The organism is Vogesella mureinivorans (genome assembly GCF_007644035.1).
Lineage (GTDB): Bacteria > Pseudomonadota > Gammaproteobacteria > Burkholderiales > Chromobacteriaceae > Vogesella > Vogesella mureinivorans.
This window is the reverse complement of sequence record NZ_VMTV02000909.1, coordinates 64,676-81,091: the sequence shown is the minus strand read 5'-3', so window position 1 is coordinate 81,091 and position 16,416 is coordinate 64,676. Positions and strand designations below refer to the sequence as shown.

The 16,416-nt window shown below is 56.7% G+C and carries 12 protein-coding genes and 1 pseudogene; 11 read left to right on the top strand and 2 right to left on the bottom strand.

The window, feature by feature from the left end; all coding sequences use genetic code 11:
- Positions 1-10: 10 nt before the first annotated feature.
- The 11 genes and pseudogenes from FLQ44_RS20570 (at position 11) to FLQ44_RS20520 (ending at position 13,337) form a co-directional block, all read left to right on the top strand.
- Entirely contained in the window at positions 11-535 is a 525-nt protein-coding gene (locus FLQ44_RS20570) for a toxin-activating lysine-acyltransferase (protein ID WP_147695852.1), read from the top strand.
- Complete coding sequence (locus tag FLQ44_RS20565; protein ID WP_147695851.1) at positions 532-6,900, top strand: hemagglutinin repeat-containing protein; 6,369 nt, start codon at positions 532-534, stop codon at positions 6,898-6,900. The genes FLQ44_RS20570 and FLQ44_RS20565 overlap by 4 nt, the downstream gene beginning before the upstream one ends.
- Entirely contained in the window at positions 6,897-7,391 is a 495-nt protein-coding gene (locus tag FLQ44_RS20560) for a hypothetical protein (protein WP_147695850.1), read from the top strand. The genes FLQ44_RS20565 and FLQ44_RS20560 overlap by 4 nt, the downstream gene beginning before the upstream one ends.
- Before the next feature lie 612 nt (positions 7,392-8,003).
- Positions 8,004-8,438: a hypothetical protein gene (locus tag FLQ44_RS20555; RefSeq protein ID WP_147695849.1), complete on the top strand. Its 435-nt coding sequence runs from the start codon at positions 8,004-8,006 to the stop codon at positions 8,436-8,438.
- A gap of 19 nt (positions 8,439-8,457) precedes the next feature.
- A pseudogene (locus FLQ44_RS25110) lies at positions 8,458-8,604 on the top strand (hemagglutinin repeat-containing protein); the annotation flags it as partial.
- Positions 8,605-8,700: 96 nt separating this feature from the next.
- Positions 8,701-10,395 (top strand): VENN motif pre-toxin domain-containing protein, encoded by a 1,695-nt coding sequence (locus tag FLQ44_RS20545; protein ID WP_147695848.1) that lies wholly within the window; start codon positions 8,701-8,703, stop codon positions 10,393-10,395.
- A gap of 2 nt (positions 10,396-10,397) precedes the next feature.
- Positions 10,398-10,982, top strand: coding sequence for an Imm42 family immunity protein (locus FLQ44_RS20540; RefSeq protein WP_240801363.1), 585 nt, complete (start codon positions 10,398-10,400; stop codon positions 10,980-10,982).
- Between the two features lie 102 nt (positions 10,983-11,084).
- The gene (locus tag FLQ44_RS20535; protein WP_147695846.1) at positions 11,085-11,639 is read left to right on the top strand and encodes a DUF6990 domain-containing protein; all 555 of its coding nucleotides are present in this window, start codon (positions 11,085-11,087) and stop codon (positions 11,637-11,639) included.
- A gap of 21 nt (positions 11,640-11,660) precedes the next feature.
- Complete coding sequence (locus tag FLQ44_RS20530) at positions 11,661-11,945, top strand: DNA/RNA non-specific endonuclease (RefSeq protein WP_147695845.1); 285 nt, start codon at positions 11,661-11,663, stop codon at positions 11,943-11,945.
- An 8-nt stretch (positions 11,946-11,953) separates the two neighbouring features.
- Positions 11,954-12,628: a hypothetical protein gene (locus FLQ44_RS20525; RefSeq protein ID WP_147695844.1), complete on the top strand. Its 675-nt coding sequence runs from the start codon at positions 11,954-11,956 to the stop codon at positions 12,626-12,628.
- Between the two features lie 19 nt (positions 12,629-12,647).
- Positions 12,648-13,337 carry an outer membrane beta-barrel protein gene (locus tag FLQ44_RS20520; protein ID WP_147695843.1) on the top strand — a complete coding sequence of 230 codons (690 nt, stop codon included), beginning with the start codon at positions 12,648-12,650 and terminating at the stop codon, positions 13,335-13,337.
- A 201-nt stretch (positions 13,338-13,538) separates the two neighbouring features.
- Here FLQ44_RS20520 and FLQ44_RS20515 read toward each other — a convergent pair whose 3' ends face one another.
- Positions 13,539-14,741 (bottom strand): branched-chain amino acid ABC transporter substrate-binding protein, encoded by a 1,203-nt coding sequence (locus tag FLQ44_RS20515; protein ID WP_147695842.1) that lies wholly within the window; start codon positions 14,739-14,741, stop codon positions 13,539-13,541.
- A gap of 271 nt (positions 14,742-15,012) precedes the next feature.
- Positions 15,013-16,233: a branched-chain amino acid ABC transporter substrate-binding protein gene (locus FLQ44_RS20510; RefSeq protein WP_147695841.1), complete on the bottom strand. Its 1,221-nt coding sequence runs from the start codon at positions 16,231-16,233 to the stop codon at positions 15,013-15,015.
- Positions 16,234-16,416 lie beyond the last annotated feature (183 nt).

Here is a 16,416-nt window from a genome sequence, read left to right as displayed (position 1 = left end):
GAGCCTGCCTGTGCAACAGCTCCATATTCTGGCGCCCGCATTCATACCGGGCCAGTGGCAGGAAACCACGGCGTTTGGCGCAGCGGTATGGCTATTCATGCATAGCCCGCAGCATATCGATGCGCCGCTGTACACCCTGCAGCGCCTGCTGCTACCGGCCATACGCCAGCAGCAGTTTGTCTTGCTGTTTCAAGGTAGCAAGCCCGTGGCCTACGCCGCCTGGGCCAGGTTCAGCGCCGAGGCAGAGCAGCGCTACCTCACCGCCCACCCCGCCACCATGCCAGAGCAGGACTGGGCCAGTGGCCCCCGCTACTGGCTGCCCGATTTTATCGCCCCCTTTGGCCATGCCCGGCAGCTAAGCCGGGTACTGCGCCAGCTGTTAGCCGGCCACTGCTTGCGCTCGCTGTACCACAAAGACCGCGCAGCTGGCCCGCGCATCATGCAGTTTCGCACTGACCACCTTAGCGCACAGGCGGCGCGTGACTGGTTCCACCAGCACCCGGCTGCGCTTGCCCGCACAGAAAGATCATCATGAACCAGCACTGTTATCGTCTTGTTTTCAACCGCCGCCGCGGCATGCTGATGGCCGTAGCCGAAACCACCCCGTCACAAGGGCAAGCAAGCGCTAGCACCCAGGGCAGGCCCGCCCGCCGTGCCGCCTTCAGCCTGCGCCACTGCACCCTGGCGTTATGGGCGGCATTTTGCCTGCCGCTATGCCACGCCCAGATCGTGGCGGACAAACAAGCACCTGGCCAGCAGCAAGCTACCGTACTGAATGCGGCCAACGGTGTGCCCCTGGTCAATATCCAGAGCCCCAGCCCGGCGGGCGTATCGCGTAATACCTATAGCCAGTTTGACGTGCAGCAGCAGGGCGCCATCCTCAACAACAGCCGTGGCCATGCCCAAACCCAGCTGGGTGGCTGGGTACAAGCCAACCCATGGTTGGCCGCAGGGGCGGCCAGAGTCATTCTGAACGAGGTAAACAGCAGCCAGCCCAGCCAGCTGCGCGGCTATATCGAGGTAGCTGGCCAGCGCGCCGAAGTGATTATTGCCAACCCGGCCGGCCTGCATCTGGATGGCGCAGGTTTTATCAATGCCAGCAAAGTCACGCTCACTACCGGCAGCCCGGTATGGCAGGGCGGCAACCTGGATAGCTACCGGGTAGCCGGTGGCCAGGTCAGCGTAGCGGGTGCCGGTGCAGACCTGGCACAGGCAGACCAGGCCAGCATTCTGGCGCGTGCCGTCCAGATTAATGCAGGCCTGTGGGCAAAAGACCTGAAGCTGGCTACCGGGGTAAACCAGATCAGCCCGGACGCAAGCCAGGCTACTGCACAGCCAGGCGCGGCAGCTGGCACAGCGCCGGCCTATGCGCTGGATGTGGCAGCGCTAGGCGGCATGTACGCAGGCAAAATCCATCTGATCGGCACCGAAGCCGGCCTGGGGGTGCGCAACGCCGGCGCCATCATCAGCAATGCCGGAGACCTCACCCTGCAAGCCGATGGCCAACTGCTGAATACCGGCCATCAGGCCAGTCAGCAGGGTATGCGGCTGCAAGGACAGTCGCTGGATAACCAAGGCACCAGCTATGCCGCCGGTACCCAAACCATCTCGGTAAGCCAGGTGCTAGCCAACAGCAGCCTGTTGGCCGCAGGGCAGAACCTGTCCATACAGGCAAACCAGATCACGCAGCCCGCCAGCGGCACCATGGTGGCCGGTGTACTAGCAGACGGTAGCCTAAGCGGCCAGGCGCAATTGTCCGTGCAGGCCACGCAAGCCATCGACATCATCGGTGGCAAGCAGTTTGCCAGTGGCTTGTTGCAGCAGCAGGCGGCCACGCTGAATCTGGCAGGCGCACAGCTACAAGCCAGCAGCATCCAGCTGCAAGCCAGTCGTGGCGATACCAGCCTGCGCAACGCAACCGTATTGGCCAGCGACCAGCTCATCATCCACAGCCAGCAAACCCTGGACACCACCGGCGCCACGGTAGAGGCCAGCCAGCACATGCAGCTCAAGGCCACCACGCTGAGCAACGGCCTGCAAGGCAGCCTGAAAGCCGGGCAGCTGCAGGCCGAGCTAAGCGGTAGCGTAGAGAACCGGGGCCTGATAGATGCCAACATCACCACCATCCGCACCGCCACACTCACCAACACCGGTACCGGCAGAATCTATGGCGACCACCTGCAGCTAGCGGCCACCACACTGCAAAACCGCGAAGAAAGCGGCCAGGCAGCCGTCATAGCAGCCCGTGAGCGCCTGGATATCGCGGCCGGCGATCTGGAAAACCGCGAGCACGCCTTATTGTTTAGCGCCGGGGATCTGCACCTGGGCGGCCAGCTCGACCAGCAAGGCCATGCCACCGGGCAGGCCGGCGCACTCATCAACGCCAGCGCCACGATAGAAGCACTGGGCAGCATCAGCCTCGACGCCCGCACCATCCACAACCTCAATCAGCACTTTTCCCTGACAACAGAAACACTGCCTATCGAGCAAATCAGCGAATATCAAGGCAGCGGTGCAGCCCGGCGCTACACCCCTGGCAGTGAAGGCGTGTACATCTACAACGATGAATCCGACCACCTGCATACGCCGGAAGGTAATTACGAAACCTGGCTGGCGTACCAGTACAGCCGCACCACCGTGGTGCCCAAAATCGCCACCAGCGACCCCGCCAAGATCCATGCCGCAGGCAATATCAGCCTGAAAGCGGCATTACTCGAAAACCAGCATAGCGAGATCATGGCCGGCGGTGCCCTGGCCATTCAGGCCAGCGTGTTCAATAACCCGCAAGCCTACGGCACGCAGACTGTCACCGAGCTGGGCGGCGTCACCAACTACTGGCGCGATCGCAAAAAAGGCCGGGATAGAACCGGCAGCGCCTGGGCCGCCTACCAGCCACCTGCCGTAGAAACCCAGGTACCGCTATCGCCATCACGCGTGCTGGCATACCAGACGCTAGCCCTGGCTGGCGGGCCAGCCGCACTGGGCCTCAGCACCCCGGCCAACCCTGGCTGGCCAAGCAGCAGCCTGTACCGCCAGGCGCCCGCCACCACCAGCAGCTATCTGATAGAAACCGACCCGCGCTTTGCCAGCTATCGGCGGTGGCTCAGCAGCGACTACATGCTAGCCGCCATGGGTAGCGACCCCGCCACCGCCCAAAAACGCCTGGGCGACGGCTTCTACGAACAAAAGCTCATCCGCGACCAGGTCGCCCAGCTCACCGGGCGCCGCTTCCTCACCGGCTACGCCAGCGACGAAGCGCAATACCGCGCCCTGATGGATAGCGGCGTCACCTTCGCCCAAACCTATGGCCTGCGCCCCGGCATCGCGCTTAGCGCCGAGCAAATAGCCCGCCTCACCAGCGACATCGTCTGGCTGGTGGCCCAAACCATCACCCTGCCGGACGGCAGCCAGCAAACCGCCCTGGTGCCACAGGTGTACGTACGCGCCCAGCCCGGCGACCTTACCGCCGGTGGCAGCCTGCTATCCGCCGACACCCTGCAGCTCAACGTCAGCGACACCCTCAATAACAGCGGCACGCTAGCCGGCCGCCAGCTGGTCAGCATCCAGGCCGGTACGCTGGACAGCATCGGCGGGCGCATCCGTGGCGAAGCCGTCAGCCTCACCGCGCGTAACGACATCAACCTGACCGGTGCCGAAGTACGCGCCGGCAGCAGCCTGGCCATCAATGCCGGGCGCGACCTCAACATCGCAAGTACCACCGCCAGCAGCAACAACGCCCAGGGCAGCCGCACCGTAGTGGACCGCGTCGCCGGCCTGTACGTAGAGGGCGGCGCCGGCCAGCTGCTGGCCAGCGCCGGGCGTAACCTCACCCTTACCGCGGCCAACTTGCAAAACGATGCCACAGGCGGCCTCACCCAGCTGCAAGCCGGGCAAAACCTCACCCTGGCCACCGTCCAGACCGGCAGCAGCAACCAGCTGCAATGGCAAGGCAACAACGCCCGCAGCGATAGCCAAAGCCAGGACGTGGGCAGCAGCATTGCCAGCGCGGGTGACATCACGCTGAAGGCAGGCGACAACGTGCACACCACTGCGGCCAACCTCAGCAGCCAAACCGGCGCCATCAGCCTGCAAGCCGCCGGCAATGTACAGCTGGACGCCGGCCAGAGCCGCGTGCAAGTAGACGAAAGCCACCAGTACAGTGGCAGCAACGGCGCGCTGTCCCGTAAAACCACCACCACCCGCGACACGCTGGACCAAACCCAGGCCATCGGCAGCCAGCTCTCCGGCCAGACAGTCACCATCAACGCCGACAAGGACATCAACGTCATCGGCAGCAGCATCGCCAGTGACCAGGCCACCACCCTAAAAGCGACAGGCAACGTCACCCTCGCCGCCGCACAGAACAGCAGCAGCGAAAGCCACAGCCGCGACGAGAAAAAATCCGGCCTGATGAGCAGCGGCGGCTTGGGCTTTACCGTCGGCAAAGCCCAGCAAGGCAACGCCAACACCGTCACTACCACCCAAGCGGTGGGCAGCACCGTGGGCAGCGTGCAGGGCGATGTGTCGATACAGGCCGGCCAGGCCTACCGCCAGACCGGTTCCAGCGTGCTGACGCCACAGGGCGATATCGATGTACAGGCGCAAAGCATCACCATCGAAGAAGCGCGCCAGCAAACCCGCGTTGACAGCAGCAGCTACAGCAAGCAAAGCGGCTTGACTGTAGGCTTGGGGGGCGGGGTGCTGGATATGGCGCAGAACACATTGCAGGCTGGTAAAGCAGCAGCCAGCGCCGGCAACCAACGGAACCAGGCATTGAATGCGCTAATGACTTATGCCGCAGGTGCCGATCTGATTGAGCAGGGTAAGGCAGTGTCGCAAGCGGCAGAGCGCAATGGCGTGATGGGGAGTGATGGCCAGCCCGGCGCAGCGGCTGCCAGCGGTATCAAAGTCAGCGTAAGCGTAGGATCTAGCCAGAGTCAGAGTCACAGTCTGAGCAACAGTGATACTGCCGCAGCGTCCATGCTCAAAGCAGGGGGTGATATCAGGCTGAATGCAACGCAAGCCGACCTTACCGTGCAGGGCAGCTCGGTGCAGGCTGCGCAAGTGCTGGCGTTGAAGGCCGCACAGGCCATCAACCTGACAGCCAGTGCATCCACGGAAAGCAACCGTAGCAGCAATAGCAGTAGCGCTGCCAGCCTGGGTGTGAGTGTGGGGATAGGGGAAGGTAGTGCGGGTTTGAGCGCAGACGTGGCCGCCAGCCGTGGTAAGGGCCAGGCTAATGCTGACAGCACCACCTATAACAACAGCCATCTCAGCGCAGGCCAGCAGCTCACCCTCGATAGCGGCAGCGATACCACCGTGCGTGGCGCCACCATCAGTGCACCGCAAGTGGTGGCCAACGTTGGCCGCAACCTCAACGTAGAAAGCCTGCAAGACACCGCCACCAGCCAGGCAACACAACGTTCGACAGGCATCACCGCCAGCGTGCCACTGGTGGGTAGCGGTGGTAATGCCAGCATCAATCTGGCCAAGCAGAACAGTGATAGCCAATACCGCAGCGTGTTTGAGCAAAGCGGTATTCAGGCAGGCGATGGTGGCTTCCAGATAACGGTACAGGGTAATACCGACCTTAAGGGTGCAGTCATCGCCAGCCAGGCCGACGCTAGCCGCAACACGCTACAAACGGCCACGCTCACCACCAGCCATATCAGCAACAGCATGAGCGCCAGTGCTAGCAGCAGCGGGTTGAGCGTGGGCACGGGCATGCTGGATGGCAAATACGCAGCCAGCAAAGCCATTGCCGGCAACCTGCTCAACCAAGGGGGCGCCAGCCAGAGCGATAATAGCACGACGCACAGTGCCATTAGTGCTGCGCAGATCAGCGTAGCGGGCAAGACTACCGATAGCAGCCAGGCCACACTGCTGGATAGCCAGGGCCAGACGGTGAGTACGGATACCGCCGACGCACACCGTGCGTTGGCTAAGCCGGATGTGGCCGCGCTGGAGCAACAGGCACAGCAAAAGCAGGCAGACAATATGCTGCTGTTCAAAACAGCGGTGGCGTTTACTGATGGCGCTTTCAAGAAGATGTTTCTGACCGAAGCGAAGATGTATACCTTGGTAACAGATAAAGAGGGAAATGTGCTTTTGGATGAAAACCGTAAACCAAAATTTCGGGAGCTTAGCGCTGAAGAAAAAGCCAATCTGAAGCCAGGTCCGGATGGCAAGGTGCATATTGCCAATAACGGCATCTTTAACGGTAGTGAGTTGGACCCGTCGGCGGCAGCAAAATATGCCGATCAAAACAATGGTGCGACGTATTTCATTCACTTTCCCGAGGCCAATAACATAGTGTCAGAGCTGTTGATTGCCGCGTATCAAAAACATCTGGAGAGTGATGTATTCGGCCTGACCAATGCTACGCAGGAGGTGAAGAACGCGATGCAGCAATACGGGCAAAGCGGCTTGCAGCTAGACGGCCATAGCCGTGGCACCATGACAGTGGGTAATGCCATGACGTTCTTGACCAAAGAGCCGGAGGCGCAAGGTGCATTAAACAAGACCAACGTCAATTTCTACGGGCCTGCGTATAACGTGCGCCAAGCCGATGAACTGCTGGCCTGGCTACAAAATCGGGACAGCATGAGCCCGGAGGAAAAGAACAAAGCCATGCTGATGTTCCAGAACCACAATGTCGACCCGGTAGGCGGCTGGCCGGTTGTTGGTAATAACGCGGGGACGGGTGGGAGTATTCCTGATGGTTCTAATATTTTGCTGGAGCAGATAAAAGCGGTGACCGGGCAGGAGAATACCGTGCATAATTGTTATGGAACTGGCAGTAAAGATGGGGCTTGTGTGAACTTTTGGAAAGATACTGGAGGGAAGCCGGTTTCTCTGCCAGCAAGACCTGATTTATTGAATGAGGGAGTGGTCAAATGATTTTGTTAGCTTTGCGGGTGTCGCTGTTCTCGTCAATTTTTTTGTTGTCTGGCTGCCGTAGTGCATTTCAGCCACCTCCTGAGTCTTTTGAGCGTTGGAAGAAAGATGGTGCTTCGGTTCAGTATGTGATAGCTGCACTGCTGGAGTGCGGTTATCCATGGCCAGGTCCGACTGTCGATCAATGGATTGCTGTTTATGGACCTAACTGGGAGGCAAATAAATTGTTAGCGATGAAGTGCATGGAATCCAAGGGCTTCGTTGAGAAGTATGATTACGGCAGTATTGCAGCGTGTAGGTATTACTCCTATGCGAAAACACAGAAGTATCAGACAGAAGAGCAAAACCTTGCGATCGCTAAAGCCTGTCATCCTGATACGCCACCCACAGTGCCTAGCGTTGAAAGGCGGCTAAGCAGCCGATATTGCAAAACGGAATGGGCAAGTAAATTTTCAGAGTGTCAGCCGGCGGTGGTGCCGAGTGTGAAAAAATAAGGAGAAATCTGTCTTTTATTTTCAGCTTCTGAAAGGGCTATTTTTCAAATGAGGCCTGAAAGGTTGTGGAGGTTGTTAGCCGTAATGATCTTTTTAGTGTCAGGCTGCAGAAGTGCATTTCAACCACCTCCTGATTCTTTTGAGCGTTGGAGAAAAGAAGATACTTTTGTGCAGCAGGTCATGGCTGTATTGTTGGAGTGTGGCTATCCGTGGCCGGGATCTTCTGTGGGGGACTGGGGGAAAGCATATGGGGTAACATGGGAGTCAAATATGATATTGGCGAAAAGGTGCATGGAGAAACAAGGATTTGTTGAGAGGTATAACAATGGTAGCGCCGCAGAGTGTAAGTACTATTCATCCGAGCAAACAAAAAAGTATCAGACGGAAGAGCAAAAGCTTGCGATCGCTAAAGCCTGCCATCCTGACACCCCAGCCACAGTGCCTAGTGTTGAAAGGCGGCTAAGCAGTCGATATTGCAAAACGGAATGGGCAAGTAAATTTTCAGAGTGTCAGCCTGTGGTAGTGCCGCGTGTGAAGAAATGATGGCAGGCTGTAAAGCGGGTGCAGTCTTGGCAAAGTGAGCTTGTTTCAATATCTGGAAAGGATTTTCCTATGAAAACCAAAGTGAAATATACGGTGTGTCTTGCATTAGCCTTACTATTAACAGCGTGTGCAAGCATCTCGCCAGAGCAGGCCATCCGAACGGCTCAGGCCAGGTACGCAGACAGCAACCTGCTGTATGTGGAGGCATCCGGCAATGAGCTGACCAATGCCCTGATGGTGGCGGCCTTGGGCACGTCAGCCTCGACTAGTTCTACTGCACTGGTGACGCTGCTGCAACGTAGTAGTCAAAAACCGGTGGTGGTTGCGGGGCAATCGGAACGCGTTACGGCAGCTACCATCCGTCGGGCCATCAACGATGCTGGCACCAGTTTGCCAAGCAGAGGCAAGCTGGTGATTATCGGGGATGCCAACGCTTTTGCAGAGGTTGTGACTACGGCACAAAGCCGGGGGCTGGCAGTCGAAGTGATAGCCCCTTCACCGTAAGCTCCCCAGCAACACCCGCGTCAACGCCGGCCAGCAACTCACGCTGAGCAGCGCTGGCGATACCACGCTACAAGGCGCCGTCGCCAGCGGGCAACGTGTCACTGGCGACATCGGCGGCCAACTACGCATCGACAGCCTGCAAGACAGCAGCCGCTACGACAGCCGCCAGCAGAACGCCGGCTTTAGCGTCGCCGCCGGGGTTGGTAGCGCCAGAGGCAGCGTTAGCGCCGGTAAAACCCGCATCGATAGCGACTACCTGAGCGTGACCGAACAAAGCGGACTTAAGGCCGGCGACGGCGGTTTCCAGCTCACAGTAAAAGGCGACACCACCCTCACCGGCGGTGTCATCGCCAGCACCGCCGCCGCCGTGCAAGCCGGTGTTAACCGGCTGGATACCGCTGCCACCCACCTGAGCGACCTGCACAACCAGGCCAGCTACAAGGCCAGCGCCTACAGCGTCAACGTCGGCGTCAGCAGCGGCAAGCCCAACGGCAGCGCCGGTATCGGGCAAGACAGCGGCAGCGCCGCCTCCGACACCCGCGCCGGTATCAGCGGCATAGCCGGCAACAGCAGCGTGCGTAGCGGCGACGCCGAAACCGGCATTGCCAACCCGTGCGACGCCCAGCGTGTTGCGGCCAACGTGGGTGCCCAGGTAGCCATCACTGCCGAATTCGGCCGCCAGGCCCCGCGCGCGTGGGCCGACTACGCGCAGGCGCAGTACAAGGCAGCGCAAGCGAGTGGCAACGCCGAGGACGCAGCCAAATGGGCCGAAGGCGGCGCCTACCGCGTTGCCGGCCATACCCTGCTGGGCGGGCTGTCCGGCGGGGTGGCAGGGGCGGCCGGTGCCGCCAGCAGCGCCAGCCTGGTGCCCAAGCTGGGCGAGCAGCTGGACAGCAGCAACCTGCCCACCGCCGTCAAGCAAGCCATCGGCATGGTAGCCAGCACCACGCTGGGCGCAGTCAGCGGCGGTGCCGCCGGCGCCGGCAGCGCCCCGCTCATCGCCGCCACCTTGGCACAAAACCTGTACGGCAGCGATGCGGCCAATCTGAGCGAAAGCCAGAAAGACACCGTAGCCGCCCTCACCACACTGGCTGGCAGCCTGGCAGGCGGTATCGCCGGCGGCAACACCGCGTCGGCGCTAGCGGGCGGGCAAGGGGCGAAGAATGAGGTAGAGAATAACTCGCTCAACACCCGTGCTGCCGCCACCCTGATGCAAACACTGCGCGCCTGCGCGGGCCGTTGTGATGTGGCGCAGCTCAGCCAGGAGATACAGCAGCAGGAACAATACTGGGATAAGGTCGTGGCCGAGCGTTGTGGCGGCGGCGGTGCCAGCCTGGCTGTGTGTGCCAGCACGTTGAATGGCTTGCAGGAAAGCCTGTCCTTTATCTCCAGCGCGCTGGGCATGGCCAAGACCCCGCAGGAGCGGGCGCTGCTGCTGGCCACTTACAATGAGCAAGTACGCGACATCAACACAGCCACGGCGCAGTTTGAGAAACTGGGCGCCTCGGCGAGCGTCATCGATGTGTTCATGACGCAAACGGCGCTGATTCTGCCGGATCTGGCGTTGTCGGTTGGTGGTAACGGCCGGCCCGCACTGGCGGTGAAGCCGGCAGAGACTGTAAGAAGTAGCCCTCTGCCAGTTGCCGAGAGAATAGTTGCCAGCAATGGTTTGGCATATCAGTCAAATCCTAAACATACATTGGGTGCTGCTGGAAATAGGCCCAATGCTGGTATAGAGCCTAAAAATTCATTGTATCTTTTCGAAAACTCAATTCCGGGTAGGCGTAATGATCGTTATGCGCTTGATGCCAATGGACAAGTGCATAGGTTTTATTCCGATCATGGCGGTGTTTATCACTGGTCTGGTAGTACTGGACAAGGGGCGAGCTCACTGAGTGGGCGCGACGTTCCCAACGAAATTAAGGATATTTTTAATCTTCCGAAGAAGGGGTGGTGATTATGTTATTTGGTGATCCATATAAGGCGGCCTTCCTTTTAGAAGTTGTTGATGAATGGAGTGATGATTATTTCAAGAATGGATTGCTATTTCTGTTTTTGAATGGAGAAGCTTTCTCATGCCGTAAGGATAAGGCGAAAGAAGAGGTTCTGAGTGTAAGCCTGGCCACAGAAACCATCCCGATGTTGTGCAGTGGGGGGGTGTCAAGTTCATTCGATTTTATTGAAAGTGATTTCTTATTTGCTCTTGAGCCTGCTGCGGCATTTATTTTCATGCTTGAAAAGCACTTTGGAATAGAGGCTGATGAGGATGATTGGTGTTATGGTGATTTGCATGACCATTGCTTTGTTGATAATTTTTATGGGTATACTCTTTCACCGCAATCATTAATGGAGAGTGGTTGTTTTGTATTTGCAGTGGCCAGTGGTGGTAAGGTTAGGATTTTGGCTTGCAATGTTTCGCTGCGAGATGGTGATTTCAAATCTTCTAATGTTAAAAATACGCGCGTAAGAGAAATTGTGCTTGATAGGAATTATTTACACTCTGTGATTGGTGACTTGCAATTTTATGCTCTTGGATTGTGCTGATTTTCAAATCGCCGGCGCAAATTTTTTGGAATTCTGAATTTAAGGGGTTGTTTTTGTGCGAAATGGGTGGTTTGCGGTGGGTACATTTCTTGGGGCTGTAAAATGAATGAATCAGATTTCATCTCTATTCTTCAACAGTATGGCTGGAAGTGTAGGGCAGATGAGGTGGGAGTGTGTGTTTGCTTTTTTGATATTAATGAGAAAGTGGTGGCAGTGATTCCTACTATCGGTAAGCGAGTTGATCATTTTAGAGTTAGCTTAATGCCTTCGATTTCATCTGTTGATTTTTCCAGTTGCGTGGCATTCATTGCTGGGGAGGAAATCGCATATGAGCCTATATTTTCTCTGAACGAATCTCCAGAGAAATTATCTAGCCTTTTGGTGGAGGATGTTTTGCGGCTTTCTGAGAAGGCTATTACTTGGGCTGATACGCAGAGTCTTGAAGATGGGCTGGTGGCTTATCGTAATTTACCAACCAACGCCAAAGGTGCGATGCCCCTCCGCCATCTGGCAGCGTTGGCAGTGGCAGGAGATGTGGCCCGCCTGGTGTACTACCGTAAAAGTTTTGAGCAGGGTGATCGGTTGGGTTTTGTCCCATACATCACTTCTGAAATGCTGGATCGTGCGATAGAGCTGGCAAAGCAATATCAGACTTGACCGAGTGGTCAGCAAGCCTGCGTGGGCAAGTGTGGGCAGGCTGGTGATGAAGGTGGCCATCTGGTAGCGGCTAGCCTGGGTGGCGCCGGTGACCGCATCAACCTGGTGCCACAATCGTCAACGCTGAACCGCAAGGACTGGAGAGCCATGGAAAACTATCTGCGCAAAGAGCTGGAGGCGGGCAAGACGGTCAGTATCAAGATCGATGTGGGTTATTCTGCGAGTGGTGGGGTGAGACCGAGTGGGTTTGGAGTGACAATTGAAGTGAATGGTATTCGCCAACCACCGCGTTATTTTATTCAGTGAGTGTGCGTATGATTGGACTAGATAATTTATTTGGTAATTTTGAAAGATTAGTTCATTGGTATGTTGCCGATGATGATTGGCAGTATGTAGTGCTTGAGTCCTCGATTTGGGAGGAGTCGACTCAAACAAGTCTGACAAGAGTTGTAGATGGCTTTGCTATTGTGAATGACAAGAGCCCTCCCTTTGACTTGGGGATAGTATGTTCCCGTTCATTGGTTTGTTTCCGCGACGAACACTTAGGCACCACGGGCCGCCGTATCTGGGGCCTCACCTTCACCCTGTACCCCGACGGCACATACCACATCGAATACGACTACCAGAAACCGGCCGATTACGAAGATGACCCGGACGACACCATCGATGGCGATGAGATCAACCAGCGCCTGCAGCAGCTGCAAGCGCCCACAGCTGTCATGCCGGCAGAGCAAGTCTATCAACAGATAGGCTATTGCTTGCTGCAAGGCGCCGTCGCCAGCGGGCAACACATCACCGGCTGCGGCCAACTACTTAATGCCCTGGCATGTCGGATACGGATGGCTATTTCACCGGAGCAAGCCCCCCGATTTGCTCAACAGAACCCCTTGCAAGACAACTCTCTGCAAAGCAAGACCTGGATCTATTGCAAAATAAGCACAGATTCACTTGTATATTCTGTAAGGATGCGCAGCCTATCAATAATTTAAAAATTGAAATGGACAATTCATGCTGTGCGCATTTTTATTCTATGCGATAGTTGCTTGGCATTTATTTTTGATGCAATTAACCAATCACAACGGAGTGAAAATGAACAGGCGTCCTTCTTCAAAATATCTGGGGCTGATTCTTTGTGTTGCCTTTAGCCATGCAGCAATGGCTGGTGATGGTGCATGGTACGCTGGCGCTGCCGTAGGTAGCGGCTATGTAAAAGATGATGCACCTGATAGCGGGTTGGCAGTTACACGGGATAGCACTACCACAGGTTATAAGCTGTACGCTGGATATCAGATCATGCCCAATATGGCGATAGAGGGTGCCTATACGGATGTAGGTAAAGAGAAGTTTGCTTGGCGATATAGTGCAACAGAAAGTGGGGCCGGCACCATTAAGGTGAAAGCGCTATCGCTATCTGCTATTGCTATTGCACCGCTATCGGGAAATTTTTCCGCATTTGCCAAGCTGGGCGTAGCAAATCTCAACACGAATTACAATGAAAGCTGGTCTCAGACTGGTTATGCAGCAACTTTAAGCGAGAAGAAATCTAAAACCGTGGCGCACTACGGGGCTGGCATTACCTACGCACTGCAAAAAGGGTTGGCTATTCGCGCAGAGTTTGAGGCGTTCGGTAAAGGCAAGGTAGGCGATACTGCGATCAAGTCACGTCTGCTGTCTTTGGGGTTGCAGTCTCAATTCTGATAGCAGCACAGTATTAAAAAAGCGCTCTAGGGTGCTTCTGGCTGCTGACAAAGTACTGGCGCTGGTTTGGCCGGACCCGGCAAAGCCGGGCCGCTTCATGTAAGTATTTGAATGCGCGGGCCCTCTACTTACAAAACAAACCCGGCTTGCATTGCAAGCCGGGTTTGTCATCAATCACAAGCGCCCTAGGGCGCTTTTTTATTACTGTGCAGCAGAGGCTGTTTTGGCTGTATCTGGTGTCAGGCCTTTCCAGCTACCGGCTTGTAGCTGGTACAGGCTCACTGCACCATTCTTGATATCGCCATTTGGTTCGAATGCAATCTCGCCCGTTACCCCTTGCAGCTGGGTTTTGGCAATTTCTGGCATGAATTTTTTCGGGTCTGCTGACTCTGCGCGCTTCATGGCATCCAGCAGAACGCGAGCTGCATCGTAGGTGTAAGGGGCGTACGCCTGGATGTCGGTCTTGAAACGGGCTTTGAATTTGTCATTAAAGCTGGCGTAGCCTGGCATGGCTTCTTTTGGTGCGCCGGCGCTGGAGGCGTAGGCACCTTCTGCGTCTTTACCTGCCAGCTTGGCAAACTCTGGCGTATTCACGCCATCCGCACCCATGAATGCGGCTTTCATGCCCAGTTTGCGTAGCTGTTTCACCATTGGGCCGGCTTGGGCGTCCATGCCACCGTAGAAGATCAGATCCGGGTTCTGCGCTTTGAGCGAAGTCAGAATAGCCATGAAGTCGGTAGCACTGTTAGTGGTGTACTCGCGCTTCACAACTTTGCCGCCCGCGGCTTCTACCGATTTGGCAAAATCGTCTGCCAGGCCTTGGCCATAGGTGGTGCGGTCGTCAATGACGGCAATGCGCTGTGCTTTTAGCTGGCCAACCGCAAACTTGGCCAATGCCTGACCTTGTTGCAGGTCATTGGCAATGATGCGGAAGGTGTTGTTGTAGCCTTGCTGGGTGAATTTCGGGCTGGTGACCGAACCCGCCACCATCGGCACGCCTGCATCGTTGTAGATGCGCGATGCGGGAATGGCTGCGCCAGAGGTCAGGTGGCCGACGACTGCCACAACACCGCTGTCGATAAAGCGTTGCGCTACTTGCGTGGCGGCTTTGGGGTCTGCCTGGTCGTCTTCGGATACCACTTCGAATTTTACTTTTTGGCCACCCAGGGTTACACCTGCGGCATTGGCTTCTTCAATCGCCAGCTGAACCCCGTTATCTGCGTCACGACCCCAATGGGCAAATGGGCCGGTGAGCGGGTTGGCCGAACCGATTTTTACAGTCAGCTGGTCTGCACTAGCGGCAGGCGTGCTGCTTTCTGTGGTCGCGGCTTTGTCGGAGGCGCCACATGCGGCCAGAGCAGCAGCCGTGGCGGCTACCAGCGAAGCATTGATGATTTTGTTCATGGTAAAGCTTGTCCCTGCCCCTGCGCGGGGGCATTGTTTTATAGGTGATGGCAGGTGGATTTCAGGCGTGATACCGGCCCTGTTGGGGCGGGTAATACAGCGGGTGCGTTTTCAGCAGGCCCATGGGTGGCGGGCTGCAAGAAAAGCGGGGAGTGGCGAAAGGATACAATCGGCACTGCAGCGCAACATATTAGCCAGCCATGTATTGTTGTGCAAGTGCAAATAAAAAACGGCGCCCGAGGGCGCCGTTTCATGGCGGTGTCAGTAAGAATTACTGAGCAGCGCTAGCAGCTGGGGCGGCAGAAGCCGGGCCGCCTACAGTGGAAACCACTTCCCACTTACCGCCTTTAACCTGGTAAACGGTCACGGCGCCGTCTTTGATGTCACCTTTCTCATCAAAGGCGATCGGGCCGGTTACGCCGGTGTAGTTGGTTTTGCCAACTTCAGCCAGGTAGGTTTTCGGGTCGGTGGAGCCTGCACGTTTCATGGCTTCTACCAGTACGCGAACAGCATCGTACTCGTATGGTGCGTAGATCTGTACTTCGGTGTTGAACTTGGCCTTGAACTTGTCATTGAAGGCAGCGAAGCCAGGCATCTTGTCACGTGGCATACCGCAGCTGGAGGAGTACTGGCCTTCAGAGGCTTCGCCTGCCAGCTTGATGAACTCCGGGGTCTGCCAACCGTCACCACCCATCAGCTTGGCTTTGATACCCAGGCGCTGCATTTGCTTGGCCAGCGGGCCTGCTTGTGCATCCATACCGCCGTAGAAGATGACGTCCGGTGCGGAGCCTTTGATCGAAGTCAGAATGGCGTTGAAGTCAGTGGCGGTGTTGGTGGTGAATTCGCGTTTAACGATGGCGCCACCTTTGGCTTTGATCGCTTTTTCGAATTCATCAGCCAGACCTTGGCCGTAAGCAGTACGGTCATCAATGATGGCTACTTTTTTGGCTTTCAGGCCGTCAACTGCAAACTCGCCCAGTGCTTTACCTTGCTGTACATCGTTAGCGATAACGCGGAAGGTAGTTTTGTAACCCTGCTTGGTGTAGTCAGGGTTAGTGGCGGATGGGGAGATTTGTGGCAGGCCAGCGTCGGAGTAGATTTTGGAAGCCGGGATGGTGGTGCCGGAGTTCAGGTGGCCTACTACGCCAACGACGCCTGCATCAACCAGGCGTTGAGCAACCTGGGTGCCGATTTTCGGGTCGGCCTGGTCATCTTCGGATACCAGTTCGAATTTGATTTTCTTGCCACCGATCTCAACGCCTTCAGCGTTCAGGTCTTCGATAGCCAGCTTGGCGCCCAGCTCGTTGTCTTTACCCAGGTGGGCAATCGGGCCAGTCAGCGGCGACACTTGACCGATTTTGACAACGGTTTCACCGCCAGCTTCAGCAGCTGCGGCGGATGCTTCGCCAGCCGGTTTTTCTTCCTTGTTGCCGCAGGCAGTGAGTGCAATGGCGGCAGCCGCAAAAAGGCTCAGACGAGCAAATTTATTCATCTTGTGTTTCCCCTGATCTTAAGTCTGTGACTTGAAAAACCTGCGTTACATCTTTTGGATGAGCAGATGGCAGGGATTATGCGGAGCCGTTTCTTTCAGTGTCAACGAAGGTCGCAAACAATGTTTTGAATATTGTTCGACATAAATTTGTCTCATGCCTCTTTATGGTGTGCTGCACCATGC

Bases quoted from the DNA above. Each gene is read 5' to 3' on its own strand.
- FLQ44_RS20565 (WP_147695851.1), top strand. From the start codon at position 532: ATGAACCAGCACTGTTATCGTCTTGTTTTCAACCGCCGCCGCGGCATG.
- FLQ44_RS20560 (WP_147695850.1), top strand. From the start codon at position 6,897: ATGATTTTGTTAGCTTTGCGGGTGTCGCTGTTCTCGTCAATTTTTTTG.
- FLQ44_RS20555 (WP_147695849.1), top strand. From the start codon at position 8,004: ATGAAAACCAAAGTGAAATATACGGTGTGTCTTGCATTAGCCTTACTA.
- FLQ44_RS20540 (WP_240801363.1), top strand. From the start codon at position 10,398: ATGTTATTTGGTGATCCATATAAGGCGGCCTTCCTTTTAGAAGTTGTT.
- FLQ44_RS20535 (WP_147695846.1), top strand. From the start codon at position 11,085: ATGAATGAATCAGATTTCATCTCTATTCTTCAACAGTATGGCTGGAAG.
- FLQ44_RS20525 (WP_147695844.1), top strand. From the start codon at position 11,954: ATGATTGGACTAGATAATTTATTTGGTAATTTTGAAAGATTAGTTCAT.
- FLQ44_RS20520 (WP_147695843.1), top strand. From the start codon at position 12,648: ATGCTGTGCGCATTTTTATTCTATGCGATAGTTGCTTGGCATTTATTT.
- FLQ44_RS20515 (WP_147695842.1), bottom strand. From the start codon at position 14,741: ATGAACAAAATCATCAATGCTTCGCTGGTAGCCGCCACGGCTGCTGCT.
- FLQ44_RS20510 (WP_147695841.1), bottom strand. From the start codon at position 16,233: ATGAATAAATTTGCTCGTCTGAGCCTTTTTGCGGCTGCCGCCATTGCA.